Below are 25,963 nucleotides of genomic sequence, written 5' to 3' on the forward strand. Positions count from 1 at the left end.
TTGGAGATGATCTCACCCCGGAGGAACGAAGGGGTGAGATCATCTCCAACCTCAACCGCGGGTAGTGGGGGCGCCGCCGGGCAGATACGTGCGGTTAAGGACCTCAGGTACGAGCGAGATTCAGCGCCTCTTGAAACTCACGGTATTGGGCAATCTCTGCCTCGGTTGGGAGAATAATCAGCTGATCTGAAACTGCAGCGATGCTGGCACGCAACCGCCGTCGAGCCTGAGCGCCACGACTTTTAGACCCGGCAAGGGCCAGGAACTTGCTTGTCAGGGCAAGGAAAATCCCCAACACAACACCGGCGAGCACCATCAGCGTAGGCAGGGGCCAGCCCTCAACCTGTGGTACATCAGGGACGGGAAGCTGGAAATATCCCAGCACTGCAAGCGTGCCCAGCCATACCAGTCCCCCCACCGCAACCAGGAGCGCAAACCATTGGATGAGCCCAAATACCGGCCACCACCACGCTCGCGTGTTAGCTTTCAAATCCGTGCCCGCCATTGCTTGATCCAGTGCGTCAGGTAACGCGGCCCGGTTACTGCGGGCAGCGGCCCTGATCGATGCCCGCCACGGGCCCGGCGCGCCCGAACTGGCTGCATCGCCAAAATCACGGACCGAGGAATCCACTTGGGCCAGCTCAGCCGATCCAGGCGGCGGCATCGAGGTCCTATTCACCTCGGAGGCCCCGCCGCGCCTCAGGCTCAGCCTGCGCAGCGGATCCTTCCTCAATCGCGACAACCAGCGAGTCACCGGCCAGCCTGTTTTCTTGGTAGCTTCCAACCGGTAGGAGGATTGCACGGCAGAGACAACCGTTTCAACGTGCACTGCGTTGGCCAGCCCAGCAGCCAACGCCTTTCTATCCTGCTGGTGCACCCCAGCAGCGTCCCCTCCCCCGGACGCGTCGGAGAGTTGCTGAGCGGCCACAGCAACATCGGCCGCCAACCGAGCGGATTTAGCAGCTTTAGCTTTAACCACGGCGGAAATTTTACGGCGAAGTTCAAGCACTCCCTCGCCTGTCACAGCCGAAACCCCGGACACCACCACTTTGCCCAACCCGTCACGGTCCAAAATTGCGGCCAAGGATTCAAGCACGGGTTTCACTTCGGCAATGGCTAGCCTGTCCACCTGGTTCAGCACCACAAGTGTCACCGAAGCGTGAGTGGAAAACGGTCTAATAAAGTCGTTGTGGATGGTGGCGTCGGCGTATTTTTGCGGGTCAACAACCCACACCAAAACATCTACCTGCCCGGCAAGACGCTCAACAATACTCCGGTTACTCAACTGGACCGAATCGAAATCTGGCAGGTCAAGTAACACCAACCCGCCGCCGTCGTCCGTCAATCCGGGAACAATGTCACCTTCCCGGCGATCTGCGATCTCAAGCCAGTCCAGCAGCGGCGCGCTGCCCTCCGCCCTCCACACCATTGCCAGCGGTTCACTGGTGGTGGGGCGGCGCACAGCAACCCTGGCAACATCCGTGGCGGCAACCGCGTTGAACAACGAGGATTTTCCGCTGCCGGTAGCACCAAAAAAACCAACAACCGTGTGATCGGCGCTGAGCGAACGTCTGGACGTGGCGCGCTCAAGCACAGCATAAACCTGCGCCAAAGCACCGTCGTCAAGGCGCCCCTCCCCCAATTCTCGGGCCTGATTCAGCCCTACAAGCTGTCGATCCAGCGTTGACTCAGCACGTGTCAGACGATGCCGACTCATGCTCGCTTCCCTTCATCACTGCGGCTTCTTCGACCACGCTGACCGTCCCTTGCACCGAGGTCGCTAAGCTGCGCAGCTAGCTCGTCAAGGTGCTTCACCAGTGGATCAGATGCGCCTTCCGCCGATCCTAGCCTGCTGAGGAACCGCTGCTGCTGTCGCTCAAGCAGACCATCACAACGCATATCCAACGATTCTTTGGCTTCTTTGGCCAAACGCCGTACGGCATCTTCACCAAAGATGGCTTCCAAGAGTTTTTGACCTACGACGGCGGTCCCTCCCGCGATTCCCACTTCGGCTCCCGTCAGTCCCCCGGTAAAGGAGAAAACTACTATCATCAAAATGACGCCCAGCCCGTTGACACCAAAGGACAACCATCTGGCTTGGGAGCGCTTCGCAGCACCCTCGGCCCGAATCAATGCCATGACTTCGCCTTGCCACGTCCGGATTTCAGCGGCAACTTCTGTGGCAAAATCTGGGCTCACGCCGGAGAGGTCGTCCATGGCCAGAAGCTGGCGACCTGCCGGATCTGCCCGCCAACGTTGATCAGCGTCTTCGCATGCTCGGGCGCCTTGGTCAACAATGACAGCTTGTAAGCCCGTTTCAATAGCCACCTCAACTTTGACGGCCGGTGGCGGTTGCCCCTTGAAGAAGGCACCAATTCTGTCACGTACACGACCGATACCGTTTTCAAGGGCCCGGAAGAATTCACCCGTGCCCACAAAATCCTGCCAGCGGGCGAGTACTTCCCCTCGGAGTAGGCTGCCATCACTGGTTGCCTTGCTGATGCGGGTGGAGGCGTCAGCAAAAGCGGCGTGAACGTCTGCTTCAAGTTGCCTGCTGGCGTCCTGTTGGGCTTGCACTGCCAAACCCAACGAGTTCAGCCGGTCACTCAGTGAGCGGACCGTGCCGTTAAGCGTGCGGCGCACAATCTCGGCCCGGCCTGCAGCATCACTGCCAATTTGGTCAAGCCAGCTCGTGATCGGTGCCACGGCATCGGATGGGAGCATGCCCATCTCATCCAGATTCGATTCCGGCACAACGAACAGTTCCGCTCCGGATAGGCCTTCTCGGATCAACATTTCCTGCAGGTCTGCAGCAATCTCCTGTTCGGCACCTGCCGGAACCCTGTCCAGGATGACTGCCACTGTAATGTCTCGCGAGGCCGCGTCAAGAAGAAGCTTCCAAGGCACAGCATCGGCGTACCTGTTGGCGGTTGTAACGAACAGCCAGAGGTCCGCAGCCGCCAGAAGTTGCCCCGCCAGCTGGCGGTTGTCATCTGAGATGGAGTCCACATCAGGGGCATCAAGGATGGCGACACCGGCGGGAACTGCCGGATCTGCGACCAGTACCAGCGAAGTCATAGCGCCAGCATCCGGGGCTACACCTGCACGGGATGCAGGAGTGTTGTCCTTTACACGTCCGCCCTGGACGCGATGGAGTGTCGGTAGCACCCGCGAGGAGGTGAACCACGGGGCATCGTCGGGGTGGTGTAGCAGTATAGGTTGGCGTGTGGTGGGCCGAATCGCGCCGGACCGAGTCACAGGATGGCCCATCAGCGCATTCACGAGCGTTGACTTCCCAGCCCCAGTTGAACCTCCTACAACCGCTAGCAGAGGAGCATCTAAGCTTCGCCATCTGGGCAGGATGTAGTCATCCAGCTGGCCCAGAGCGGACGACGCCGTGGCGCGGGCTTGCTCTACACCTGGCAATTCCAGTGGAAGGACCAGCTTGGCCAGCTCGGTCCGCACACGCTCAAGCAGCCCAACAGCTGCTTCCTGCTCAGCGGACTGCTCTGCCGAGGCAGCGGCCGTACTCGCGCTGCTCGCATTATTCTCGCTTGGGTGACTCAAATCGGAGGGGCTCACAGCTTTATCATGCCAGTTCCGGGCAAGGTACAGGGTATTGGCAGACGCTATTTGAAGATCCGTGGGCAACAGGCACCCCTTGTGGTCCGTCTCTCAATCCGATGCTCGCTCACTCCACGTCGTGTTTTCTTCAACGATCGCTCAGTTTATGTTGACTTTTTCGGGACGCTCGCTCAGTTGTTGTCAGGTCCTATTTGACTTGGGATGGCGCAAATCGATCACGGTTTAAAAACGACGTGGAGTGAGCGAGTGCCATGATTTAAACGACGCGGAGTGAGCGAGCGTCAGGATTTACACGACGCGGAGTGAGCGAGTGCCATGATTTAAACGACGCGGAGTGAGCGAGCGTCAGGATTTACACGACGCGGAGTGAGCGAGCGTCACGGAAAAAACGACGTGGAGTGAGCGAGCGTCATGGGAAAGCAAAAGGCCGGGAAGCCTTTCAGCTTCCCGGCCTTTGTTTTGTGACCCCAGCGGGATTCGAACCCGCGTTACCGCCGTGAGAGGGCAGCGTACTAGGCCGCTATACGATGGGGCCCTAATACATTCATTTCTTGCTCAACGAACTTCAAGAATATTACCTGAAGTCTGCCTCACTCGCCAAATGAAAGGCGGCTTTTACAAGCGCTGGGATACCAGGACTCGAACCTAGAATGTCGGTACCAGAAACCGATGTGTTGCCAATTACACCATATCCCAATGGCTGCACGCAGGCTGAAACCCGCGGGTTTCCCCAAGGTTTCTACGGCCCTCGCGCCGGGATAAAACTATACCCGAGAGTTTGCTGAACTCCAAAACGGTAATGGTGCTTTAGGCCGAGCGGTACATCACACTCGTGCGGCGTGAGTGTGCAGTCCCAACAAGGAATGCACTTGATCCAGATCGGTAACAACACGCAGCCCGGCCGCCACCGATGCGTCACCTTCGGAGACGTCGGGAGCCACCTTGCCACTCCTGTTTAACCACACACTGTGCATGCCCGCGTTCGCTGCACCAACGCCGTCGACCATAAAATTATCGCCTACATACATAGTCTCCTCCGGCACTGTACCGAGCTGTCTACAGCCTTCAAGGAAAATGGCCGCATCTGGCTTGGAAACATTGACCGTGTCGATGCCAATAAGTACCTCTATGCGGCTCAGCCCGGCCACATCCAGCTTGGTTCGCTGGTAATCATGGACATTATTGCTGACGGCGCCATATGGAATTCCGGCGGCGTCCAGGGCATCCAACAGCGGTACTACGTCGGCGAAAGCCTGGATTGATTGTGGTTGCGCTGTCTCAAAATCGGAGATCCAACGCTGCTCAACGGCGTCATTAAATTCCAGGAACCCCAACTTGTCGAACACAACCCTGGCTCGCAAACCTCGCTGCTGAGCAAAGGTGAACTCCCCGGCAACATAGCGGTCATAGTACTCAAGCGGATCAGCCATGTACAGGGCAGCGAAATCCTCCCAATCAGCAGCCGTGAAATCAGGCAGCAGCCGCTCCGAGGCGAAGACCATGGCATCCGCCATGGCTCGGTACAAATCAACTAATGTCTCATCGATGTCAAATAAAACACCCTTGACCCGCCCCGGGAACGGGGCGGGATCAAGACTGTCGATTGGCGCCACAGGGATCAAGACCGAGAGCTCCTGAAAGCCCGCAGACGGGTCAGGGTGGATTCCTTACCCAGGATGACCATGGACTCAAATAGCGGCGGGGAGACCTTGCGTCCCGATAGGGCGGTGCGCACGGGGCCAAAAGCGAAGCGTGGCTTAATGCCCAGGCCCTCAACAAGTGCGCTCTTCAAGGACGCCTGAATACCTTCGGCGCTCCAATCCTCAAGGGGTTCCAGTGCGGCCAGCGCAGCATCCAGCACCTCACTTAGGTTCTCCGGCATGCCCTTGAGTGCATCGTCGGCGACGTCGACGCCGTCGTCGGTTTTGAAAAGGAAGGCAATCATCTCAGGCGCCTCACCGAGTAAGGTGATGCGCTCCTGGACTAACGGCGCAGCTTCGGTCAGAATCTCGTTTTCGCGAGCTGAGAGCGTCTCGCCTACCAGACCTGCCGCCTGCAAATATGGCACAAGCCGGTTGCGGAAATCGATGCCATCGAGCAGGCGCACGTGCGTGCCGTTAATGGCTTCAGCCTTCTTGATATCAAAGCGCGCCGGATTGCCCAAGACGTCATGAATATCGAAGTTTTCTACCAGCTGCTCAACGGTGAAAATGTCCTCATCGGCGGAGAGCGACCACCCCAGCAGGGACAGGTAGTTCAGCAGACCTTCTGGAATGAAACCATGATCGCGGTGCAGGAACAGGCTCGCCTCTGGGTCACGCTTGGAAAGCTTCTTGTTCCCGGCGCCCATCACGTAGGGCAGGTGACCGAACAGGGGCATGTACTTCGCCACACCCACCGCATATAGCGCCTCATAAAGGGCTACCTGGCGGGGTGTTGAGGAGAGCAAATCCTCCCCGCGCAGCACGTGAGTGACACCCATGAGGGCATCATCAACAGGGTTTACCAGCGTGTACAGGGGCGCACCGTTGGGGCGAACAATTGCGTAGTCCGGGACTGATCCTGCCTTAAAGGTGATCTCGCCCCGGACCAAGTCTGTGAACGTGATGTCGGTATCAGGCATGCGCAAGCGCAGCGCTGGTTGCCGGCCCTCCTCCTTGAAAGCAGAAATCTGCTCGGGTGTGAGGTCACGGTCAAAGTTGTCGTATCCAAGCTTAACGTCCCGACCAGCTGCCTTGTGACGAGATTCAACTTCTTCAGGTGTGGAGTAAGACTCATATGCATGCCCGCCGGCCACCAGCTTGGCAATGACGTCCGTGTAGATATCACCGCGCTGCGACTGACGGTACGGTTCGTGTGGCCCACCAACCTCAACTCCCTCATCCCAGGTGATACCCAACCACTTGAGCCCATCAAGGAGTTGGAGGTAACTCTCTTCGCTGTCACGTTTGGCGTCGGTATCTTCGATGCGAAAGATCATCTTTCCGCCGGTATGCCGGGCGTAGGCCCAGTTAAAGAGGGCCGTGCGGATCAGGCCAACGTGGGGGGTTCCCGTGGGTGACGGGCAGAACCGGACCCTGACGGGAGTTTCGGCGGTAACAGTGGGAATTAAGGCAGCAATAGTCATGATGGCTCCAGTTTAGCCTCATGGTCAATGCCGCCGTCGAACTCACCGGTGACCTGCGAGGCCTTCACGAGACCCCGGAGGCCTGCGCGAAGGGCGAAGAGGTGTCATTATCTCCAACCTCAACGGCAGGGGCGCGGAACGAGACCACATATCTGGGACCATCACAAGCAATTCCGGATACATTTTTAATCACAATTTCATAACGGTGAACTTAAGTGTCACTCCCTCAGGTAAGTTACTCGGCAGTAGCTTAAGTTGTTAGCTACATCACATTGCTCAACTTTTCGTGAGGAACAGCCCATGTCCCGCAGCAGTACCGGCGCGCCGATACCCAAGTCAGCCAGAAACCATTACATTGTCCATGCCCTTCTCGGCCTGCTGGTGCTGGCACTGATTATGTTCTTCGCCCTCACCACAACAAAAATAGCCACCGGCGCTTCCCAGCTCAACGATGGCACCAAGCTCACCTCGGAAGGTGCCAACAAGCTCAAGCAGGGTGCCTCTGATCTCGACGTGGGCGCGGCAGCCCTCTCCAAAGGTGCAGCAGCAGCTTCCGAAGGCGCCACATCCGCCAACACAGGCGCCGGCAAAATTTCCAGCGGAGCAACGGCATTGCGCCAAGGCATCGAGGAAAAGTTGGCCCCTGGCTTGCTCAGCGCAAACGAAGGCGCCCAGGCTTTATCCACCGGAGCTGCAAAGACTGCAGCCGACGTCCGCAATAAGCTAGCACCCGGAGTTTTTTCAGTGCACGACGGCGCCAACCAGTTGGCAACTGGCGGAACCGAACTCAATGCCGGAGCATCAACCATCGCCGATGGCGTCAAGAACCAGCTGGCCCCGGGCGTATTTGCAGCCAACGCGGGCGCTGAAGAATTGTTTGCCGGCTCCCAGCAGTTGGAATCCGGCGCTGCTGCATTAGCTGCAGGGGTCACCACGGCACTCGCTCCTGGTATTGGAGCAGTGGACAAAGGTGCAGGCGCTGCCGCGACCGGAGCAACGACTCTCAATACTGGCGCTCAGCAATTGCGCGCAGGGGCGGCTGCGGCAGCAACCGGCGCAGAGGCGTTGGGGGCTGGTGCAGCCCAAGCCAACGCAGGAGCACATCAGGCCAATGCCGGAGCCCAAGGTTTGGCAGCTGGTGCAGCACAACTGGCTGGCCAACGATCCAATGGCACTACACCCGGAGCCGGTATTGCGGCATTAAGCGAAGGAATGACGGCGCTGCTTGCCTACTCGGAGGCCAACCCGGCAGTCCCTGTTGGCGCGTTGCTAGATAAACTGCGGGCATTGGAGGCAGGGGCTGGCCAGGCCGCGCAAGGCAGCGCCGCACTTAACACTGGCGCCCAGCAGCTCTCCCTCGGAACTCAACAGCTTGCCGGCGGCACCGCTCAGCTCTCTGCTGGCCTTAACGGCGTCCCCGATGATCCTGCACAGCCTGGACTTGTAGCTGGCTCAAAGCAACTCTCGAATGGAGCAGCTGAAATTTCAAAGGGTACCCAGCAACTAGCCGAGGGAACCACAGCATTGCATGCAGGAACCCAGCATTTGATGGTTGGAGTTCACGGCGTTCCCAACGATCCAGCCCAACCTGGTCTTCTCAGCGCAGTGAACTCCTTGGCAGGAGGATCCAGTGCCCTCGCCGCCGGCACGGGCAAACTCTCCGAAGGGACAGGAAAAATTGCTGCCGGTTTGACTGGCACTGCCAACAACCCCGGGCTTATTGACGGCACCGCGAAACTTAGCGCTGGCAGCTTGGCACTCTCAGCAGGAACACAGAAACTTTCTGCGGGTACTCAGCAACTGGTCTTTGGCATGAACGGCACGCCCGGAGACCCCGAGCGTCCGGGATTGCTGTATGCAACAAGGAATTTGGAGTCGGGTACACAGAAACTCTCCAATGGCACACAGGCGCTCAACGAAGGTGTTGCAGGAGTTCCGGAGCTCGCTGGATCCGGTCTGCTGGCCGGGAGCAAGACGCTTAGCGAAGGAGCACAAAAGCTGGCGGTAGGCACTAAGGCACTGGCGGATGGAAACTCCAAGATTGCTGCCGGTTCTTCGGACCTCTCTGAGGGGGCAACTCTCATGGCCGACGGCGCGGGAACCTTGGCCGAAGGTAACAGCCAAGTGGCTGACGGTACATCCGAGCTGTACACCGGCGTTTCTGCCGTCACCCCGGCTGGGGCAATCGGCACACCGGCACCCATCCTGGCAATTCTGGGGGCTCTCCTGGTGGGAATCGCATTGGTTCTTGTGCTCCGGCGCCGCTCTGCAACTCGCGTGGTCTAGACAGGATCAGGCGCTTTAGAGACGCTCCGGAGACGGAGGCCACCGCTTTTGCAGCCCGTCACGTACTGGCGGCACACAAGAGCGGTGGCCTCCACGCCATTGACACCATCCCCTGCTCAGTTCCGTGAATCGCGAAACAGCAGGGCCGCCTGCACCCTGTTATCCAGCTCCAGTTTGGTCAGAATTCGCGACATATGGGTTTTTACTGTCCCCTCGCTGAGAAAAAGGAATTGCCCAATTCCAACATTGCTCATACCCTGTGCAACGGCGTCCAGCACCTCCGCCTCCCGCGCTGTCAGCAGCTTCAACCGCGCCACAGCAGCATTTGATTTCGCCGCCGCAGCCCTCTCCCTGGTCCGCTCAATCAACCGTCTTGTCACTGTTGGTGCCAACATGCCTTCCCCCGCAGCTACGGCACGAATAGCCTGAAAAAGCCGCTCCGGATCTGTGTCCTTAAGCAAAAAACCCGCCGCGCCAGCCTCCAACGCAGCAAAGACATGCTGGTCAAGATCAAAAGTTGTCAGTACCAACACCCGAGGCGGGTTTGGCAGAGCACACAGCTCCAGCGTCGCGGCGATACCGTCGCCCCCTGGCATCCTCACGTCCATCAGTACGACGTCGGCACGTTGGGTTTGCGCGCACCGCACCGCTTGCGGTCCGCTGGCGGCCTCGCCCACCACCTTCATATCTGTTCGGGTTTTAACCATTGTTACCAGCGCTGCCCGCACCAGCTGTTCATCGTCAACGACAATGACACGGATGGGCGAGGCGGTATTGAACCGATTTAGCTCTGCAGTCTCCGCGTTGGAACCGGTGTGCTCTGCCTGATCGGGAAGGGCTCGTGAACTGGTCATGAAGTAGCGCCGTTCCTTCTAAGGAGTTGTACCGGGATACTGGCCTGCAACTGAAATCCGGAATCACTGGGCCCGTGCTGAAGAGTTCCGTTCAAGACTTTGATGCGTTCGCCCAGACCAATCAGTCCCGTCCCAGCCCCCACGGCTGGTTCGTTGCTGATCCCGTGCCCATTGGAAACGACTATCCGCAGCTGATGCGCTTCCATCGTCGGCGTCTGTGCGCTTAGAAGTTCCACGCTTAGAAGTTCCACGCGAACAACAGCCTCTGTCTCTGGGGCATGACGGGCCACATTGGTGATCCCCTCCTGCACAACCCTGTACGCGGCCCTGCTCACGGCATCGGGGATGTCACCAAAAGTTTCCAGGTTCGTGGAGTAGTCAATGGCCACGCCGGCTTGGCGCCACTGGCTAACCAAACCACCAATTTCTTCCAGGCCCGGGGGCGCCGTGCGGTCCAAGGCCGTGGGATGAGAAACAACGCTGGGTGATATTCCCACAAGGCCGCAGCTGTCCGCCGCCACGCTACCGGCAACATGCTGGCGCCATTGCGCAGATATTACAGAACTGCCGGAAATGCCATCCTCATGCAGCACCCCCAACACGTCACGGAGTTCACCCAATGCAGCATGGGCCGTCTCGCGAATCAGTTTGGCCGCTTGGAGCGTCTGCGTGTCAGGTGCAGCAACCTGCAGGGCAGCTGCCTGGACTGCCACCAGGGACATCCGGTGCGCCAAAGTATCGTGCATTTCCCGGGCAATGCGGTGACGCTCACCCAGCTTGCTTTGTTCGGAGTCAGCGCTGCGCTGCGCCTCGGAGCGTTCGGCCCGCTCCTGCAGTGTGGCTAGCTGCGCCTGAAGCAACCGAGCACGTTGGCCACGGTAGGCTCCCCAGACGGCAATGGCACCGAGCAGGAGAACAAGGAATAGAGCGTTGGGCCACGCCAATGGTTCGATCCCAACAACAGCTTCGGCACCTACGCTCACAGCAATGACCCCGGCAACCGGCCAAGAGAATCGACGCTTCGCCAACAAAAATAGTGCCACAACGAACGCCAGACCACTAAAGGAAAGAGAGCCCAGCAAAGCCGTCACAACAGCCGTTGTCTTGGGGAAACGGTGCCTGCCAATCAACACCAGCGCACCAACCGGGGCTAGAAGAAGGGCAACTCCAAACCGGGCCCACTCCATCCCGGAAATCTCCGGCTCAGGAATTAGCCCGGTGTCCAAGTCCAGCCCAACCGAAACTATTGACAGCACTATGTCCACAGCGGCCACAGAGATGACCAACAGCACGGTGCGCCACACACTCCCTGACGGGAGCATTCTTATTTTCATATTCTTAGCCTATGAGCCCGTTCCCTATTGGCGCATCCAACTAAAGTACTCGGCTGCCAAGTACCTACTATTTGCCCGCTCGTGACTTCAACCAATTCCGCAGCTTCAAAACCAAGCTGACAGCGGCCAGAGCCACGGCGATAAGAATGAGGATTTCGGCCACCAGTTGTGGACCATTGCTCAGATGGATGACCCGGGCTACCACGCCGCACACTGCTGCTACTGCAAAGAACCAGCCAGCAACAGGCTTGGGCGGCGGGTTCTTAAGACGCCGCCGTGCTGCCTCGTTCATCGCCTGACCCAAGCCCCGCCCAAAGGCACGCTGGCCCCTCAACTCAGGCTCCGGCGCGGTGCATTAAGCAAAGCCGCAGCCAAAAAACCGTCAGCGGCGCACCACCGGGTTGGAGAGGCGGCCGATGCCTTCGATCTCAACGTCGAAGCGGTCGCCTTCGGTGAGTAGATCCACACCTGCCGGGGTGCCGGTCATGATGACGTCGCCGGGCAGAAGTGTGAACGCATGGGAGACGATCGAGACAAGTTCGCGCACGCTGCGAACCATCTGATTGGTGTTGCCGTCCTGGCGAAGGTCGCCGTTGAGCCAGCCTTTGATGCTGAGCTCGTCAGGATCAAGGTTGGTTTCGATCCACGGGCCCAGCGGCGCGGAGGTGTCAAAGCCCTTGGCCCGGGCCCACTGGCCGTCGCCTTTTTGGACGTCGCGGGCGGTGAGGTCGTTACCGCAGGTGTAGCCAAAGATGACCTCGTCAACACGTGATTCCGGGACATCCTTACATATGCGGCCAATGACGACGCACAGCTCAGCTTCGTAAGAGATTTCCTCGGAAAACTCGGGCAAGACGATGGGTTCGTTGGGGCCTACAACGCTGGTGTTGGGCTTGAGGAACAGCAGCGGGTTTTCCGGGACTTCATTGCCCAGCTCGCGAGCGTGTTCGGCGAAGTTGCGGCCCACACCTATCACCTTGCTTCGCGGAATGATGGGCGCCACCAGACGCACATCATCCAGCGGGTATTTGATGGTGGTTCGCTCCACACCGTTGAAGAAGGGATCTCCTTTGATAACAGTGACTATTTCACTGCCGGTTTCCCCTTCTACAATGCCGTACATGGGATCATTATCTGCAACAAAACGGGCTATACGCATGAGATCAACTCTAGCGTCAAAGTTCTCACTTCTGGCAGTTACCCATTGGTACGGCTATCAGCGTCAGACTCATTTCGCTTCTCTTTGACCAGCTCTTTGCTTCGCACCAGTCGTAGCGCCGTCACCAGCAACACTCCCCCGGCCATGTTAAACAGCACCGTGTACCAGAACCAGCTCAGCCACTCTAAATAGCCGAAAGGGGCTCCTGCCTGGATGGCTCCAAAAATGATGAGCGAGTCAAGTATCGAGTGGAAAAGCGGAAGACCGGCCAGCAGGAAAGCCGCACCCATGGCGGCCACAATTTTTGCTGGCATGGAGTCTGTACCGTGCTGCATCCGTGTCATCAGCGTGATGGTGCTGCCGCCGAGTATGGCTAGCGCGGCAGTCTGCACAGACAACGGCGCCAAGGCGTATTGAGAAGCCGATTCCACCACTGTTGCCCGCCATTCCGGGAACGCCTGCATCACCAGCCACATGATGATCCAGCCACCTGCCAGGTTGGCAACCAGCGTGCCGCCCCACAGCTTCAGCAGCTGTCCCATGCGCGCCTCTTTGGCAGCCACAGCAGCCAGCGGAACCAGAAAACCCTCCGTGAACAATTCGCTCTTAGCCAAAAGCAGTGCAATAAACCCGATACCAAACGCCAGCCCAGCCAAGAGCTTATTTCCGGTGGCGTGTTCCACCGCCAGATAGGCCATCACGCCCAGCCCTACTTCAATTCCACCAAACAATCCAGTAACTAATACCGAGGACCAGGTTCTGTGGAGGCGTTGAGCGCCTTCCTCAACGATGCGCTCAAAGGAGGTTTCCAGTTCTTCCTCCACGGGGGCTTCATTATCGCCAAGTTCGCGTCTGCGCTGCTCATCGCCCATCAGTTCCTCCTCCTAGCGCCAACCGTGTGGTGGCGCGTCACTGCTTGTCTCTGAATGGTATGCCCGCATTCGCGCCAGTGGCACGCGAGTCAAAAAGAACTCGCCGGAGCAGCCTCTGTCACTGCGGCCAGTTGGACAACCCCCCAGGGTTCTCTGAGACCATCGAGGAATGGATCAACTCGAAGTGACGATAAAACCCATTCTGGCCGTTCTTGGCGCCATAGTGGCTGCGCTAGTGCTGACTTTCCTCTTGCGAGTGATTGCCAATCATGCGTTCCGGAAGGTTCCTGACTTCAAACGCCGCTCCGCACCGGCCAAAGCTCCGGTTTTGGTGGTCCTGCTTTGTATAGGGGTGCGCATAGCTTTGGCGAGCACAGTAGCCAATCAACCGTGGTTTCATCCGGTGGACTTTGCCCTGATGGTTGCCTTCATTGTGGCTCTATGCTGGTTGGCTTTGGCAGCATTTTCCGTGGCAGAACGGTTGATTCTGCGCCAGTTCACAGGGCGGGTCAAGGACAGTAGACGTCGGCGCAGGCTCACCACCCAGATCAGTTTGGGCAGACGCATCCTCAGCGCGCTGGTCATCACTTTGGCGGTGGCCGGGTTGTTACTGACCATTCCCGAGGTGAGAGCACTGGGCACAGGGATCCTGGCTTCCGCCGGGCTGATCTCCATAGTTGCTGGCTTGGCCGTCCAAAGCTCACTCTCCAACGTTTTTGCCGGAGTTCAGCTTGCCTTCACCGACGCCCTCCGTATTGATGACGTGGTGGTGGTCGAAGGGCTGTGGGGCCTGGTCGAGGAAATCACCATGACCTATGTAGTGGTTCGTGTATGGGATGAACGCATGCTGATTCTGCCCTCCACTTACTTCACCAGCACTCCCTTTGAAAATTGGACAAGGAACAGCCCCAAAATTAAGGGCACCGTGGAGTTCGACGTCGATTGGCGGGCTCCGGTGGGCCAGCTGCGGGCGCACTTGCATGAAACACTTGAAGGCACGCCCTTGTGGGATGGTCGCACCGGCAAACTGGAAGTCACAGATACTGTCAATGGACTGGTCCGTCTCCGTGTGGTGGTCAGCGCCGAGGATAGCGATGACCTGTGGGATCTACGCTGCTTGGTCCGCGAATCCATGCTCTCTCATATCCAGCGCCTGCAAACTGTATCGATCCCGCGTCAGCGCTGGGAACAGGCCTCAGAGAAGGTAGACACAGCAGCTAAGGCCGGCTCTGGCATCATTGCGGATCTGGTAAATGAGGCTACGGTGCCAAACTCACCGACGACGAGGAAGTAGTCTCTGTACCAACCAAGCAGAAATAATAAACGCGCTGCTCACGGACTCCACATTGGCAGTCCACGAGCAGCGCGCTTATTTTTTGTTCGCTCACTGGCTGGTCCAGAAGCAATCAGGCCCAGCCCTCGGCAGAGAAGATTAGACCAGACGGGTCAGCCAGCCGTGCAAGTCCTCAACTACGCCTGTTTGAATGCCCACCAGTTGCTCGCGAATGGCTGCAGTAACCTCGCCTATGCCAACTGCGGGGGAAGCGATGGGGCCCTCCGCCGTCTTCAATTCGCCAATCGGAGTGATAACAGCAGCTGTGCCGCAGGCAAAGACCTCGGTGATATCCCCTGCCGCCACGCCGGACCGCCATTCATCGATGGTGATCTTGCGCTCTTGGACCTGCATGCCTCGATCGGCGGCAAGCTGCATCACGGATGAACGGGTAATCCCGTGCAGAATGTGGCCGTTGAGTTCGGGGGTGACAAGTGTGCCGTCCTTGAACACGAAGAAGATGTTCATGCCGCCAAGTTCTTCCACGGCGTTGTCATTGTTCGGATCAAGGAACAGGACCTGCTTGCAACCGTTGGCCTCGGCCTCCATTTGCGCCGCAAGTGAGGCGGCGTAGTTGCCACCGCACTTTGCCTCGCCTGTGCCACCTTCGCCGGCACGGGCAAAGGTAGTGGTAAGCCAGATTGAAATCGGTTTCAGTTCCCCACCGAAGTAGTTGCCCGCCGGGGATGCAATAACGCGGTAAGAGACCTCCCGCGCGGGTCGAACCCCTAAGAACGCCTCGGTGGCAATCATGAACGGGCGCAGGTACAGGGCATCACCATCGTTGGTGGGCACCCATTCCTGATCAATTCTCACCAGCTGGCGCAGTGACTCCAAGAAGGTCTCCACCGGCAGCTCCGGGAGCGCCACTCGGCGTGCTGAAGCGTTCAACCGGGCGGCATTGGCTTCGGGACGGAAGGTCCAAATGGAACCGTCGGCGTGCCGGTAGGCCTTCATACCTTCGAAGATTTCCTGGCCGTAGTGCAACACTGCAGAAGCCGGATCCATGGCAATGGGACCATAGGGTTCAATTCGGGCATTGCTCCAGCCACCGGCACCCTTGGCATCAACCTTATAATCAACCACTGCCGTGTGATCAGTGAAGTAATCGCCAAAGCCGGGGTTGGCCAAAATGGCCTCACGCTCCGCGCTGCTCTTAGGGCTTTCGTTGCGCTGCTGAGAAAAGGAATGCTCATTGGCGATCTGGGTCATGCTTCCTCCACATGGTTGTGCCCGCCATCGGTAGTTCCTGCTTGAGGCGGAGTTCGGTACTTTTTTGGCGGGTCCGACACTCCCGGACCCGCACTGTGAAACTACCTCAACTGTAGTACCTACCCGGCGTGCTGTGACCCACCGCGCGTACTAGATTCATGTGCTGGCCAGTGGCAAGGGGCAGAAGTACGACGCCGTTAGAGGGCCGCCGCTATAGCGTCACCAATGGCGCTGGTAAATCTGGGCGAGCCCGCTTCGCGGGTGGCAATATCTGCTGCAACTGCCGCCTCAATCTTTTGCGCTGCATTGCTGTGACCCACGTGGTGCAGCAGTAGCGCAGCTGAGAGGATGGCCGCCGTTGGATCCGCTTTTTGCTGGCCGGCAATATCCGGGGCAGAACCATGGACGGGTTCAAACATGGACGGAGCCGTGCGGTCCATGTTGATATTTCCCGAGGCGGCCAAGCCAATTCCGCCTGTGACGGCCGCTGCCAGATCGGTCACGATGTCCCCAAATAAGTTGTCGGTGACGATCACATCAAAACGTGCGGGATCGGTCACCAGGAAGATCATGGCGGCATCCACGTGCAGGTAGTCAACGCTGACCTCAGGGAATTCCGCCGCCACTGCTTCAACTGTGCGCTTCCACAAGTGCCCGGCGTAAACCAGCACATTGTGCTTGTGCACGTAGGTGAGCTTCTTGCGGGGACGCTCATTGGCGCGGCGGAAACCATCGCGGACCAGACGTTCCACACCGAATGCGGTGTTCACAGAGACTTCCGTGGCCACCTCGTGCGGGGTGCCTCTACGCAGCACTCCGCCGTTGCCAACATAAGGGCCCTCGGTTCCTTCGCGGACCACCACAAAGTCAATGGTGCCCGGATTCGCCAAAGGTGAGGCCACGCCGTCGTACAAGAAAGAGGGGCGCAGATTGACGTAATGATCCAGGCTAAATCGCAGCTTCAGGAGCATCTCGCGTTCAATCAGCCCGGAGGGAATGGAGGTATCCCCAGGTGCTGCACCCACGGCACCAAAAAGAATGGCATCATGGCCACGGAGCGCTTCGATGGTGGAATCCGGCAGTGTCTCACCTGTGGCCAACCAGTGCTCAGCTCCGAGCAAGTAATCAGTGAGCTTTAGGCCAAGGCCGTCACTGGCGCACACTTTTTTCAGGACCTTCACGGCCTCGGCGGTCACTTCGGGGCCAATACCGTCGCCTGCAATAACAGCAATGTCCAACACGGAAGGGTCCAGCACGGCAGTTTCAGTTGATGCGCTCATAGTTTCAGGGTAACGAAACCATCCACATGATGGTCAAAGCATCTCATATAATGAGATTAGGCCTTAATGGATGCGTAGCTTTCCAGCGCTTCGCGTCGGGTGACCTGCAGATCCACAATAGGCTCCGGGTAATCGCTGGATAAAACCTCCGGCACCCACCGGCTGACATATTTCGCCGCAGGATCGAATTTCTTAGCCTGAGTCAACGGGTTAAAGATCCGAAAATACGGCGAGGCATCCGCACCAGAACCTGCCACCCATTGCCAGTTTGCCGGATTGGAGGCAGCATCCGCATCAACCAAAGTATCCCAGAACCACTGCTCCCCCACCCGCCAGTCAAAGCCAAGGTTCTTCACCAGAAAACTGGCCGCAACCATCCGGACTCTGTTGTGCATCACCCCTGTATGCCACAACTCCCGCTGACCGGCATCCACCATTGGGATTCCTGTCTTACCCTGCTGCCACGCCGCCAGGTGCTCGGCGGAACGTTCATCGCCACCGGCAGTCCGCCATGGGAAGTGATCAAACTGTGGGCGCAGATTGGTGGTGGCCAAATCCGGGTGGTGATACAACTGATGCCAGCAAAATTCACGCCAGCCCAGCTCGGAGGCAAACACGGCGGGACCAGTTGATCCAGCCGGCGTGGAACTATGGGAGGTTGGACCGCTCTGGCGGATCTGCGCCACTCCAGCCCATATCTGGAACGGGCTCAGCTGCCCCCAACGCAAGTAAGGTGAAAGCCGGCTTGTTCCGCGTTGGTCAGGCCTGTCGCGCGCGTCGGAGTAATCCCCTACCCGCTCATTGAGGAAATCAGCCAGCAGTTCATGGCCGGCCGCCGCCGTGGGCTGCCAGTTTTCACGCAGCCCGCCGGCCCAATCGGGGGTGGTGGGTAGCAAGTTCCAGCTTTCTAGCCCATCGCTTTCTGGCAGCAGAGCGCCAAAGCCTGATCCGGGGTCGGGATGGCCAAGCGGTGCCCTGAAGTCCTCGGTGGAGACTGTTCGCCAGAAAGGTGTGAAAACCTGATATGGATTACCTGCCCCGGTGCGCACTTTCCATGGTTCATGCAAAAGGTTGGCTTGGAAGCTTTCGGCGTGGATGCCCTGGTCTCCCGCCCAGGACTTGACCGCTGCATCGACCTCTCGTTCCGGGCCGCCATAGCGTCGGTTCCAGTAGAGGGCTCCCGCTCCCAGCTCGGCGGCCAACTCGGTGACAACCCCAACGCCGGGGCCACGGCGCAGGATTAGCTCAATACCCAGCTGGGCAAGTTCAGCTCGAAGGTCTACAAGTGCGTAGTGTAGCCACCACTTCACGGCCCCACCCAGTGCCCGGATACCCGGGGACTCCTGATCCAGGACGTAGAGCGCCACAGCGGAACCTTCCCCGGTAGCAGCTAGTAAAGCGGGGTTGTCGGCCACGCGCAAGTCATCCCGAAACCAGACGATAGAGACATTCATGAGTAGGCCTTTCGGTACTTGGGTAGCTGGGTCGCTGGGTCGCTGGGTCGCTTGGAAGCGGAGCGGTTCCAGGGCAACGATTACTAGCTGCCTCGGAGAATCAGCCAGATCAAAGTCAACGTGACAAGGAATCCGGTGAGGTAGTTCAGCCATAGGAATCTCTTCCAAGCAACATTGGCGCTTGCGGAGGTGGCATCGGTGACACGTAGATAGGGGCCAACATTGATTAAGTACGGCACGGCCAACACGGCAGCAAAGGGTGCTGGGGTCCATAGCATCAGCACGCCCGCCATGGCGTAGGCAATAAAGGAAAACCACGCGGTGAAGCGGGCACCAAGCACGGTACCAATGGAGGCAATATTCGCCTCCCGGTCCGGTACAACATCCTGCACAGCACCAAAGGCATGGCTGGCCATGCCCCACAGGAAGAAGGCCAATAACACGGCCCAAACTGCGGGGGAAAACTCAGCGTTAACCAAGGCCAAGCCGTATACGGCAGGAGAGACAAAATGCGTGCTTGAGGTAATGGAATCCAGGAACGGACGTTCCTTGAAACGCAGAACTGGCGCGCTATAAGCCACTACGGCGAACAAGGATACGGTTAGAACAATATTTGCACCCACACCCCCTTGGGTGGCCAGGACCAGCACAAATGGTGCAGTGGCAATGACGGCGGCCCAGAGCACAAAACGGTGGTGGCGGCGGTCCAAAACCGCCCCTTCTACTCCCCCTTTGCGGGCATTGAGTAGATCCGATTCGTAGTCAAAAACATCATTGATGCCGTACATCAAGAGGTTGTAAGGGATCAGGAAGAATATTGTTCCCACCACAAATACCCAGTCGATCCGTCCCGTCACCAAAAAGTAGGCTGCTGCGAAGGGATAGGCCGTATTGACCCAAGAAACAGGGCGTGAAGTCACAAATAAATCCTTCATGATTTTTTCCTCCCTGTCAGCAACAACCAAAGCCCTGGTAGCAGCAGCACCCCACCAAGCGGGTACGCAAAGTCTTCAATGGGAGCCAGACCAATGTGCAAACCGTTAAGCGTCTCACCAGCGTAGTCAAAGAGACCCGAAGCAATCATCAGGTTGTCGAAGACCACCGTCAGCCCCACCATGACGAGCAGAGAAACAAGAACAGCGGTACTCACCGTCCGTTTCTTTGGGCTGCGCCACAGGGCCGCTACGAAGATCAGAGCAGCTAGCGAAAGGAAGATCGCATTGAGCTGAAGAAAATTCATCCCTGCCCACCTCCTGGTTGGTGTTCCGGTTGGTGGTTTCCACGCCGGCGTCCACGCTTAGTTGCCCGCGAGAGCACTCGCTGAGCTCCGGTAAAGAGAATCATCGTTTGATAGCACAAGAACAGCAGGAAAAATGCTTCTTCCAGTGGCAGTTGCTCCCCGATCATGATCCCCGTCATCAGCGGGGAATCGCGGTGTAAGAAGATGCCAACAGCAATGGCCCACACATCCCAGGCCAGGAAAAAAGCTGTACCCAGAAGAAGGACTGCGGCGCCCGCAAGTGGCTTGTCAAAGAGGAACAGTTTCCACCGGGCATCGATAAGTGCCATGCACCCTAACAGGGCCAGCAGAATAGAGAGATAAATCACGGAGCGTCCACCTGTGCATCCAAGGGCTGTGCATCCAAGGGTCCTGCGGTGGCGTCACCGCGGACCAATTTAAGCACTATTTCTGCGCTGATCATGCACATGGGCACACCGATTCCAGGCCGAACGGAGCTTCCTGCATAGTACAACCCTGCCACCTTGGCGTTGCTGTTGCCCGGGCGCAGGAACGCACTTTGAGTCAGGGTGTGGGCCAGGCCTAATGCGCTTCCTTTCCATGCGTTGAAGTTATCTTCAAAATCCGCTGGGCCGTAGCTGCGCCGGACCACAATGCGTTCTGCCAGATCAGGGGTGTTAGTCCACGCGGCAAGTTGGGCGATGGCCGCATCGGCAACTTTTTCCACCTCAGGTGAGCCAGCGCCGTCGTGCCCGCCCTTCCCCCACTTCGTCAACGCCGGGGCCGGAATCAAAAGAAACAGGTTCTCGCTGCCAGCTGGAGACACTGTAGGATCTGTGGCGCTGGGGCGACTGACGTACAGGGACGTGGTGCTGGCAAGCGCCTGGCCATCAGTGATGCGGGCAAAGTTGTCCTGCCAGTCGTCGGTGAAGAGCAGGTTGTGATGGGCAAATTCTGCCAAGGTGCCGCTGACACCTAGGCAGACAAGGACGGCGCTGATACCCGGATCCGTCTTCTCCCATTTGCTTTCTTTTCGCATGCGCAATGGCTCCGGAAGCAGCGCCGTCTCTACGTGGTGCAGATCCGCAGCCCCCACAACAAGGTCGGCACTCAATCTGTGCCCAGCACCGGCGTTGTCTTGCCAGGCAACTCCCTCGCAGCGAGCTTTTTTCCCGGCCGTTTTGGTGAGAATCTGCGTTGCTGTGGCTCCGGTGATGATATCTACCCCTGCCGCACGGGCCACACGCTCCATCGCATCAACAACGGCAGCGAATCCGCCTTGCGGGTACAACACCCCATCCTGTAAATCCAGATGGCTCATCAGGTGATAAATAGAGGGCGCCTTGTAGGGGCTGGTGCCCAGAAAAACGGCAGGATAACCCAGCACTTTTTGTTGCAGTGGATGTGTAAAGCGTGCCGCCACAAAGCCGTGCAACTTCTGCGTCAGAAGCTTGGCAAGCCTGGGCGCATGGCGAATAACCTGGGGGCTGAGGAAGCCGCGAAGAGTACTAAATGGATCATAAAGAAAGTGCCTTTTGGCCAAGTTGTAGGCCAGCTCGGCGGAGTCTAGGTAGCGTTCCAGCTCTTCACCGGAACCGGGATCTTGGGACTCGAAAAGGGCCGTGGCCAGTCCACGTCCTGTCCGTACTTCGGTTGAGTCCGTGCCGGGCTGCGCTTTCCCGTCACTGCCGATGTTGGCCGCGGCAATCAAATTTGGGGAGTTCCATAATTTGTAGGCCGGATCCAGCCTGACTAGCTCCAGCTCGGCAGCCGCGCTAGTGCCCATCATGGCGAACCAGTGGTCAATGACTTCCGGCATGAGGTACCAGCTAGGCCCGGTGTCAAAACTGAATCCTTCACTTTCCCACCTGCCCGCACGGCCGCCAAGCTGATCCCCTTTTTCCAGAATCGTGACAGCGTGCCCGTCCCTTGCCAAGAGCCCAGCCGTGGCTAACCCTGAGATGCCTCCACCAATGACGACGCATGTTTGGTTCATAGGTGTGCCTCCTGTGGCAAAAGTTTGCGGGGGTTGATCCGGGTAGTGCTGGTGAATACTCGCAAAGCTATACAGACTTTTTGCCAGTCAGGCACGCGGACTCGACGTTTCACCAGATTGGCGGCCGGTACTTTTCCGATCCGATCTACAAGCGCTAGAAACAAATCATGCGCCAAGCGCACAGCGCGTTGCGCCGGAGGTGCAAGAAACACCATGCCTGCCCTGGCTGCAGCAAGGTCGTCCCGGATGTCCTGCAGCAGTTCGCGTTTATGCGCATCGTTGAAAACAGACGGGTCCAACCCGGGAAAATAAAAACGGCCCAAGTCACCACTGTCAGCACCTAAATCACGCAAAAAATTCACTTTTTGAAATGCGGCACCCAAACTACGAGCGGAATGGATCAGCTCCTGTTCATGACCGGGCACGGAGCCTTTCATGGTTTGGAAAACCTGCAGGCACATAAGACCCACCACTTCTGCAGAACCATAAATGTATTCCGCTAAAGTTTCCGCGGAATGCACTGTTTCAAGCACATCCGTTCGCATCGAAGCAAAAAAGGGTTTCGTCAACTGGGCATCAATGCCCACCTGCCGCGCCGTCAAGGCAAAAGCATGAACCACCATGTTGGTGCTGTAGCCACACTCCAAAGCCTTTTCGGTTTCCTGTTCCAAATTATCAAGTTGCCAACACACTTCTTGCGCATCGAGCCCGGCCGCGGCAGCAGCGCCGTCGACCACTTCATCAGCAATCCGGACCAAAGCGTAGATATTCTCGATGTGGCGGCGCTCTTTACGCCCCAAAATCCAGCAGGCCAGCCCAAACGAGGTTGAATAGCTGCCAATCACCACCCCTGCACTGCGGGTGGCGGTATCTGAGTAATGCCCTAAGGGATCCATTCCCATGCTTAGTTTTTCCTTGTCAGGACGTGATCGCAGATGCGGCAAAGTTCGGAATAGAGCGCTTCTGGCAGTTCCAGCTGCCCTGCCTTATCCAAAGCATCCGAAACCAGGGATTCGGCCAGACCCACAGCAAAGTCCTGCGCCCCTAGTTGGTGGAGGACCTCACGCATGGAATCCGTGCTTGCCCGCCCTGCCTTGAACGACTCCAAAGCAGCTACAAACTCATGGGAGCCTTGGGCAAAGGTGGTCAAGATGGTGCGTTTACCCTCGCGAAGGTCAGAGTCAACCGACTTGCCAGTCTGGGCGGATTCGCCGAATGTTCCCAGAACATCGTCAATGATTTGGTACGCAATGCCAATGTCGCGGCCCACCGAGGCCAACGCATCGGCAGTGTCTACCGACTCGCCCGCCAACAACGCTCCGGCACGCAGGGGCATTTCAAAAGAATAAACAGCGGTTTTTAGCCGTTCCATGTTCAGCACTTCTGGCAGTTGGGCATCCAAGCCTCCCAGTGAGAACAACAAGTCATCGAGTTCACCGGCGGCAGCGGCAAAAATTGCCTCGTGCATGGTTTCCAGGATCAGCATGCTGTGCGGGTGGGACAGTGCGGCCGAAGTAGCCAAGCGAAGTGATCCTGTCAGCAACAGATCTCCGGCAATAATGGCGGCGGAAAATCCGGCATGATCAGCGTCAGCATCATCATGGCCAAGAGAGGCCGCCATATCCCGGTAATTTGCGCCAATGGTGGCCGTGCCTCGGCGGATAAAGTCTCTGTCAATGACGTCGTCGTGCACCAGCAATGCTGCGTGCAGGATCTCAAAGGCCGCGGCCATGTCTGCGCAGGCACGCAGATTGCTGCCACCAAACGCCGAATATGTCATATAAACCAGCTTGGGACGCATCCATTTACCACCATCGGTGGTCTGAGCCATCCGATTCCAAAGAGAGCTGAACGCCGGTGAGTAGTTGCGTGCGCGCTCCTCGTGTCCGGCAAAATACTCGTGTAATGACGCCTGAACCTGCACCTTGAAAGAACCCCAATCCGGCGTCCCCGCACTGATCATAGGCTCTCCCAAAGCCGGTCTATCAGCGGAAACGCTGCTCCTGCGATCCGTCATGGTTCCACCTCGTAACGTGTCTGGACCTTGATTGGTTGTTGGCATCACTGCACACCTTTAGCTAGTGCTTGGGTCTGGGTAAGGTCTGGAAATTTGGCTTCGAGGTCGCTAATGCGGCTGGTAATCGATTCCACCACACCGCTAAGGAAATCTACTAGCACCCGCTGTCCCTCGTCATCGTAACCGCGGGCTTTTCTATCCACTGCCAAGATCATGGGCATGAGTTTTTCCATGGTTGCACGGACCGATTCCGGGCTTGGACTGATCACTGAGCGGCGTCTGTCGGTGGGATGCGGTGTCCGCTGGACATGGCCTTTGCTCACCAACCGATCGATCACTGTGGTGGTGGCCGCAGGGGTCAGATGGAGTAATTGGGCTAACTCGCCCGGAGACATCGACATCCGTTTCATCAGATGCTGCATGGCCGCAAAGTCCGTTTCATTGACGTCCATTGAACGCCGCATGATGAACTCCATTTCCTCGTTCAGAACGAGAATCTCGCGAACCAAAACCGAAGCCTGGTGCATCTGGCCCCGAGGTGAAATACCTTGGCCATTGACCATATCCGACTCCAAAGTTTGATTATAAGAAAATCTAACTACATAATGGTGGAACGAAGTCGTTTTGTCGAGCCGGAGGTAGTGAACATGGCCAGGATTGCTGTTGCAGGAGCTACCGGATATGTTGGTGGCCGGCTAGTGCCTTTGCTCCTCGACGCCGGACATGAGGTGACCGTGCTGACCCGCAACAGCACCAAATTACGTGACGTCCCCTGGCACGATCAGGTGAAAGTCCATGAAGGCTCCATGGAAGATGAACAGACGGCTGACGAGCTGTGCTCCAACGCAGAGATTGTCTACTATCTGGTCCATTCCATGTCAGGAGCAAAGGACGCGGTTGCCGATTTTGAGCGGATAGAACGTCTCTGCGCCATGAACTTGGGCAAGGCTGCCCGCGAGGCTGGGGTAAACCGCCTTGTTTATCTTTCTGGCCTCCACCCCAAAGGCAAACTCAGCCGCCATCTGGCCTCCCGCACAGAGGTTGGCGATATCTTGATGGCCTCCGGCACGCCCACAGCGGTTCTTCAGGCTGGTCTTGTCATTGGTTCGGGCTCGGCAAGTTTTGAGATGGTCCGCCACCTCACAGATGTTCTCCCTGTGATGCCGGCCCCTAAATGGGTTATGAACAAGATTCAACCTATTGCCATCAGGGATGCTCTACACTACTTGGTCGGTGCCACCACGCTTCCACCGGAGATCAACAGGACCTTCGATATTGGCGGGCCCGAAGTCCTGCGTTACGCGGACATGATGCGTCGCTATGCCCAGGCTTCGGGTTTCCGGCCTCCAGTAGTCATTCCACTGCCAGTGCTGACCCCATGGTTGGCAGCCCAGTGGGTCAACCTGGTAACCCCAGTCCCCCGCAGTCTGGCGATTCCCCTCGTTGAATCGCTGCAACACGACTGCGTGTCCAGCGAAAATGACATTGCCAATTACATTCCCGAACCTGACGGCGGCCTCACCACCTATAAACACGCGGTGGAACTAGCGCTGAATAAAATGGAAGCTGACACGGTAGAAACTACGTGGGCCACTGCGCACGCACTGAGTGCGCCCGCAGAGCCGCTACCCAGTGACCCCGACTGGGCAGGTTTAACAGTCTTCACCGATGAGCGAAGCAAAACAACTGATGTTCCTGCCAGCCAAGTGTGGGCGGTGGTGGAAGGGATCGGCGGAGAGAACGGTTACTACTCACTTCCTTTGGCCTGGTCGGTGCGAGGCTGGATGGACAAGCTTGCGGGCGGGGTTGGTCTAACCCGAGGACGGCGCAGCCCCACCCATCTCCAGCTCAATGACACAGTGGACTGGTGGCGGGTAGAAACCCTGGATCGCGGCCGTCTGCTGCGGCTGCGTGCAGAGATGATTGTCCCGGGCCGGGCCTGGCTTGAATTTGAGGTCACCCCGTTAGCGGACGACGGCGGCGCCCCGGGCAGTGACTCAGGCTCCGGTTCCCAGGGGAAACCCGATCCCGACTCTGGCGGGAGTATTTTCCGCCAGCGAGCGGTCTTTTTCCCCCGCGGGCTGTGGGGGCGTTTGTACTGGCTGGCAGTGCTTCCTTTCCACGGCATCATCTTCAAGAACATGGCGAGCCGAATCACGGCAACTGCTGGCCGCCGCTGAGGTTCATATAGCCGGTACTCCATCTCTCCACCCC

The 25,963-nt window shown here is 58.0% G+C and carries 22 protein-coding genes and 2 tRNA genes; 3 read left to right on the plus strand and 21 right to left on the minus strand.

Going from position 1 to position 25,963, the window contains the following annotated elements:
* Positions 1–103: 103 nt before the first annotated feature.
* From QMG40_RS03550 to gltX, 6 genes are all read right to left on the minus strand, one after another.
* Positions 104–1,717: a GTPase gene (locus QMG40_RS03550; protein ID WP_283527964.1), complete on the minus strand. Its 1,614-nt coding sequence runs from the start codon at positions 1,715–1,717 to the stop codon at positions 104–106.
* Complete coding sequence (locus tag QMG40_RS03555; protein WP_459252944.1) at positions 1,714–3,582, minus strand: dynamin family protein; 1,869 nt, start codon at positions 3,580–3,582, stop codon at positions 1,714–1,716. The genes QMG40_RS03550 and QMG40_RS03555 overlap by 4 nt, the downstream gene beginning before the upstream one ends.
* Before the next feature lie 465 nt (positions 3,583–4,047).
* Positions 4,048–4,120 (minus strand) — tRNA-Glu (locus QMG40_RS03560).
* 89 nt (positions 4,121–4,209) lie between these two features.
* Positions 4,210–4,281: transfer RNA gene (locus tag QMG40_RS03565), tRNA-Gln, on the minus strand.
* 128 nt (positions 4,282–4,409) lie between these two features.
* Entirely contained in the window at positions 4,410–5,198 is a 789-nt protein-coding gene (locus tag QMG40_RS03570; protein ID WP_349361597.1) for an HAD family hydrolase, read from the minus strand.
* 5 nt (positions 5,199–5,203) lie between these two features.
* Positions 5,204–6,712 carry a glutamate--tRNA ligase gene (gene gltX, locus QMG40_RS03575; RefSeq protein WP_283527969.1) on the minus strand — a complete coding sequence of 503 codons (1,509 nt, stop codon included), beginning with the start codon at positions 6,710–6,712 and terminating at the stop codon, positions 5,204–5,206.
* Positions 6,713–7,012: 300 nt separating this feature from the next.
* Here gltX and QMG40_RS03580 point away from each other — a divergent pair, with 300 nt between their 5' ends.
* On the plus strand, positions 7,013–8,998 hold the full coding sequence (locus QMG40_RS03580; RefSeq protein WP_283527971.1) for a hypothetical protein: 1,986 nt from the start codon (positions 7,013–7,015) through the stop codon (positions 8,996–8,998).
* A gap of 116 nt (positions 8,999–9,114) precedes the next feature.
* Here the strand turns inward: QMG40_RS03580 and QMG40_RS03585 are convergent, their stop codons facing one another.
* From QMG40_RS03585 to QMG40_RS03605, 5 genes are all read right to left on the minus strand, one after another.
* Entirely contained in the window at positions 9,115–9,852 is a 738-nt protein-coding gene (locus QMG40_RS03585) for a response regulator (protein WP_283527973.1), read from the minus strand.
* Positions 9,849–11,186: a sensor histidine kinase gene (locus tag QMG40_RS03590; protein WP_283527975.1), complete on the minus strand. Its 1,338-nt coding sequence runs from the start codon at positions 11,184–11,186 to the stop codon at positions 9,849–9,851. Before QMG40_RS03590 ends, QMG40_RS03585 begins: the two co-directional genes overlap by 4 nt.
* Before the next feature lie 67 nt (positions 11,187–11,253).
* Entirely contained in the window at positions 11,254–11,478 is a 225-nt protein-coding gene (locus tag QMG40_RS03595; RefSeq protein ID WP_283527977.1) for a hypothetical protein, read from the minus strand.
* Between the two features lie 90 nt (positions 11,479–11,568).
* On the minus strand, positions 11,569–12,345 hold the full coding sequence (locus QMG40_RS03600; RefSeq protein ID WP_283527979.1) for a fumarylacetoacetate hydrolase family protein: 777 nt from the start codon (positions 12,343–12,345) through the stop codon (positions 11,569–11,571).
* A gap of 38 nt (positions 12,346–12,383) precedes the next feature.
* On the minus strand, positions 12,384–13,217 hold the full coding sequence (locus tag QMG40_RS03605) for a formate/nitrite transporter family protein (protein WP_283527981.1): 834 nt from the start codon (positions 13,215–13,217) through the stop codon (positions 12,384–12,386).
* A gap of 184 nt (positions 13,218–13,401) precedes the next feature.
* Between QMG40_RS03605 and QMG40_RS03610 the strand changes: the two genes are divergently transcribed.
* The gene (locus QMG40_RS03610; protein WP_283527983.1) at positions 13,402–14,511 is read left to right on the plus strand and encodes a mechanosensitive ion channel family protein; all 1,110 of its coding nucleotides are present in this window, start codon (positions 13,402–13,404) and stop codon (positions 14,509–14,511) included.
* Positions 14,512–14,649: 138 nt separating this feature from the next.
* Here QMG40_RS03610 and QMG40_RS03615 read toward each other — a convergent pair whose 3' ends face one another.
* The 10 genes from QMG40_RS03615 to QMG40_RS03660 all read right to left on the minus strand — a co-directional run bounded on the left by QMG40_RS03615 (position 14,650) and on the right by QMG40_RS03660 (position 24,324).
* A complete protein-coding gene (locus QMG40_RS03615) occupies positions 14,650–15,762 on the minus strand; it encodes a branched-chain amino acid aminotransferase (protein WP_283527985.1) in 1,113 nt (370 codons plus the stop codon).
* Positions 15,763–15,959: 197 nt separating this feature from the next.
* Positions 15,960–17,042: a 3-isopropylmalate dehydrogenase gene (locus tag QMG40_RS03620; RefSeq protein WP_283527987.1), complete on the minus strand. Its 1,083-nt coding sequence runs from the start codon at positions 17,040–17,042 to the stop codon at positions 15,960–15,962.
* Between the two features lie 56 nt (positions 17,043–17,098).
* Positions 17,099–18,496, minus strand: coding sequence for a cryptochrome/photolyase family protein (locus QMG40_RS03625; RefSeq protein WP_283527989.1), 1,398 nt, complete (start codon positions 18,494–18,496; stop codon positions 17,099–17,101).
* Positions 18,497–18,579: 83 nt separating this feature from the next.
* Entirely contained in the window at positions 18,580–19,431 is an 852-nt protein-coding gene (locus QMG40_RS03630; RefSeq protein ID WP_283527991.1) for a prenyltransferase, read from the minus strand.
* Positions 19,428–19,736: a lycopene cyclase domain-containing protein gene (locus tag QMG40_RS03635; protein ID WP_283527993.1), complete on the minus strand. Its 309-nt coding sequence runs from the start codon at positions 19,734–19,736 to the stop codon at positions 19,428–19,430. Before QMG40_RS03635 ends, QMG40_RS03630 begins: the two co-directional genes overlap by 4 nt.
* Entirely contained in the window at positions 19,733–20,104 is a 372-nt protein-coding gene (locus QMG40_RS03640; protein WP_283527995.1) for a lycopene cyclase domain-containing protein, read from the minus strand. Before QMG40_RS03640 ends, QMG40_RS03635 begins: the two co-directional genes overlap by 4 nt.
* The gene (gene crtI / locus QMG40_RS03645) at positions 20,101–21,732 is read right to left on the minus strand and encodes a phytoene desaturase family protein (RefSeq protein ID WP_283527998.1); all 1,632 of its coding nucleotides are present in this window, start codon (positions 21,730–21,732) and stop codon (positions 20,101–20,103) included. Before crtI ends, QMG40_RS03640 begins: the two co-directional genes overlap by 4 nt.
* Complete coding sequence (locus QMG40_RS03650) at positions 21,729–22,634, minus strand: phytoene/squalene synthase family protein (RefSeq protein ID WP_343317709.1); 906 nt, start codon at positions 22,632–22,634, stop codon at positions 21,729–21,731. The genes crtI and QMG40_RS03650 overlap by 4 nt, the downstream gene beginning before the upstream one ends.
* Positions 22,635–22,636: 2 nt before the next feature.
* Positions 22,637–23,749 (minus strand): polyprenyl synthetase family protein, encoded by a 1,113-nt coding sequence (locus QMG40_RS03655; RefSeq protein WP_283528000.1) that lies wholly within the window; start codon positions 23,747–23,749, stop codon positions 22,637–22,639.
* A 44-nt stretch (positions 23,750–23,793) separates the two neighbouring features.
* Positions 23,794–24,324, minus strand: coding sequence for a MarR family winged helix-turn-helix transcriptional regulator (locus tag QMG40_RS03660; protein WP_283528002.1), 531 nt, complete (start codon positions 24,322–24,324; stop codon positions 23,794–23,796).
* A gap of 72 nt (positions 24,325–24,396) precedes the next feature.
* On the opposite strand from QMG40_RS03660, the gene QMG40_RS03665 reads away from it, so the two are divergent.
* The gene (locus QMG40_RS03665; protein WP_283528004.1) at positions 24,397–25,929 is read left to right on the plus strand and encodes an SDR family oxidoreductase; all 1,533 of its coding nucleotides are present in this window, start codon (positions 24,397–24,399) and stop codon (positions 25,927–25,929) included.
* The last annotated feature ends 34 nt before the right edge of the window (positions 25,930–25,963 follow it).

The organism is Arthrobacter antibioticus (assembly GCF_030063205.1).
In the GTDB taxonomy this organism is placed as follows: Bacteria; Actinomycetota; Actinomycetes; order Actinomycetales; family Micrococcaceae; genus Specibacter.

Coding starts and splice junctions, on each gene's coding strand:
- QMG40_RS03550 (WP_283527964.1), bottom strand. CDS start 1,717: ATGAGTCGGCATCGTCTGACACGTGCTGAGTCAACGCTGGATCGACAG.
- gltX (WP_283527969.1), bottom strand. CDS start 6,712: ATGACTATTGCTGCCTTAATTCCCACTGTTACCGCCGAAACTCCCGTC.
- QMG40_RS03580 (WP_283527971.1), top strand. CDS start 7,013: ATGTCCCGCAGCAGTACCGGCGCGCCGATACCCAAGTCAGCCAGAAAC.
- QMG40_RS03585 (WP_283527973.1), bottom strand. CDS start 9,852: ATGACCAGTTCACGAGCCCTTCCCGATCAGGCAGAGCACACCGGTTCC.
- QMG40_RS03590 (WP_283527975.1), bottom strand. CDS start 11,186: ATGAAAATAAGAATGCTCCCGTCAGGGAGTGTGTGGCGCACCGTGCTG.
- QMG40_RS03595 (WP_283527977.1), bottom strand. CDS start 11,478: ATGAACGAGGCAGCACGGCGGCGTCTTAAGAACCCGCCGCCCAAGCCT.
- QMG40_RS03600 (WP_283527979.1), bottom strand. CDS start 12,345: ATGCGTATAGCCCGTTTTGTTGCAGATAATGATCCCATGTACGGCATT.
- QMG40_RS03605 (WP_283527981.1), bottom strand. CDS start 13,217: ATGGGCGATGAGCAGCGCAGACGCGAACTTGGCGATAATGAAGCCCCC.
- QMG40_RS03615 (WP_283527985.1), bottom strand. CDS start 15,762: ATGACCCAGATCGCCAATGAGCATTCCTTTTCTCAGCAGCGCAACGAA.
- QMG40_RS03620 (WP_283527987.1), bottom strand. CDS start 17,042: ATGAGCGCATCAACTGAAACTGCCGTGCTGGACCCTTCCGTGTTGGAC.
- QMG40_RS03625 (WP_283527989.1), bottom strand. CDS start 18,496: ATGAATGTCTCTATCGTCTGGTTTCGGGATGACTTGCGCGTGGCCGAC.
- QMG40_RS03630 (WP_283527991.1), bottom strand. CDS start 19,431: ATGAAGGATTTATTTGTGACTTCACGCCCTGTTTCTTGGGTCAATACG.
- QMG40_RS03635 (WP_283527993.1), bottom strand. CDS start 19,736: ATGAATTTTCTTCAGCTCAATGCGATCTTCCTTTCGCTAGCTGCTCTG.
- crtI (WP_283527998.1), bottom strand. CDS start 21,732: ATGAACCAAACATGCGTCGTCATTGGTGGAGGCATCTCAGGGTTAGCC.
- QMG40_RS03650 (WP_343317709.1), bottom strand. CDS start 22,634: ATGGGAATGGATCCCTTAGGGCATTACTCAGATACCGCCACCCGCAGT.
- QMG40_RS03655 (WP_283528000.1), bottom strand. CDS start 23,749: ATGACGGATCGCAGGAGCAGCGTTTCCGCTGATAGACCGGCTTTGGGA.
- QMG40_RS03665 (WP_283528004.1), top strand. CDS start 24,397: ATGGCCAGGATTGCTGTTGCAGGAGCTACCGGATATGTTGGTGGCCGG.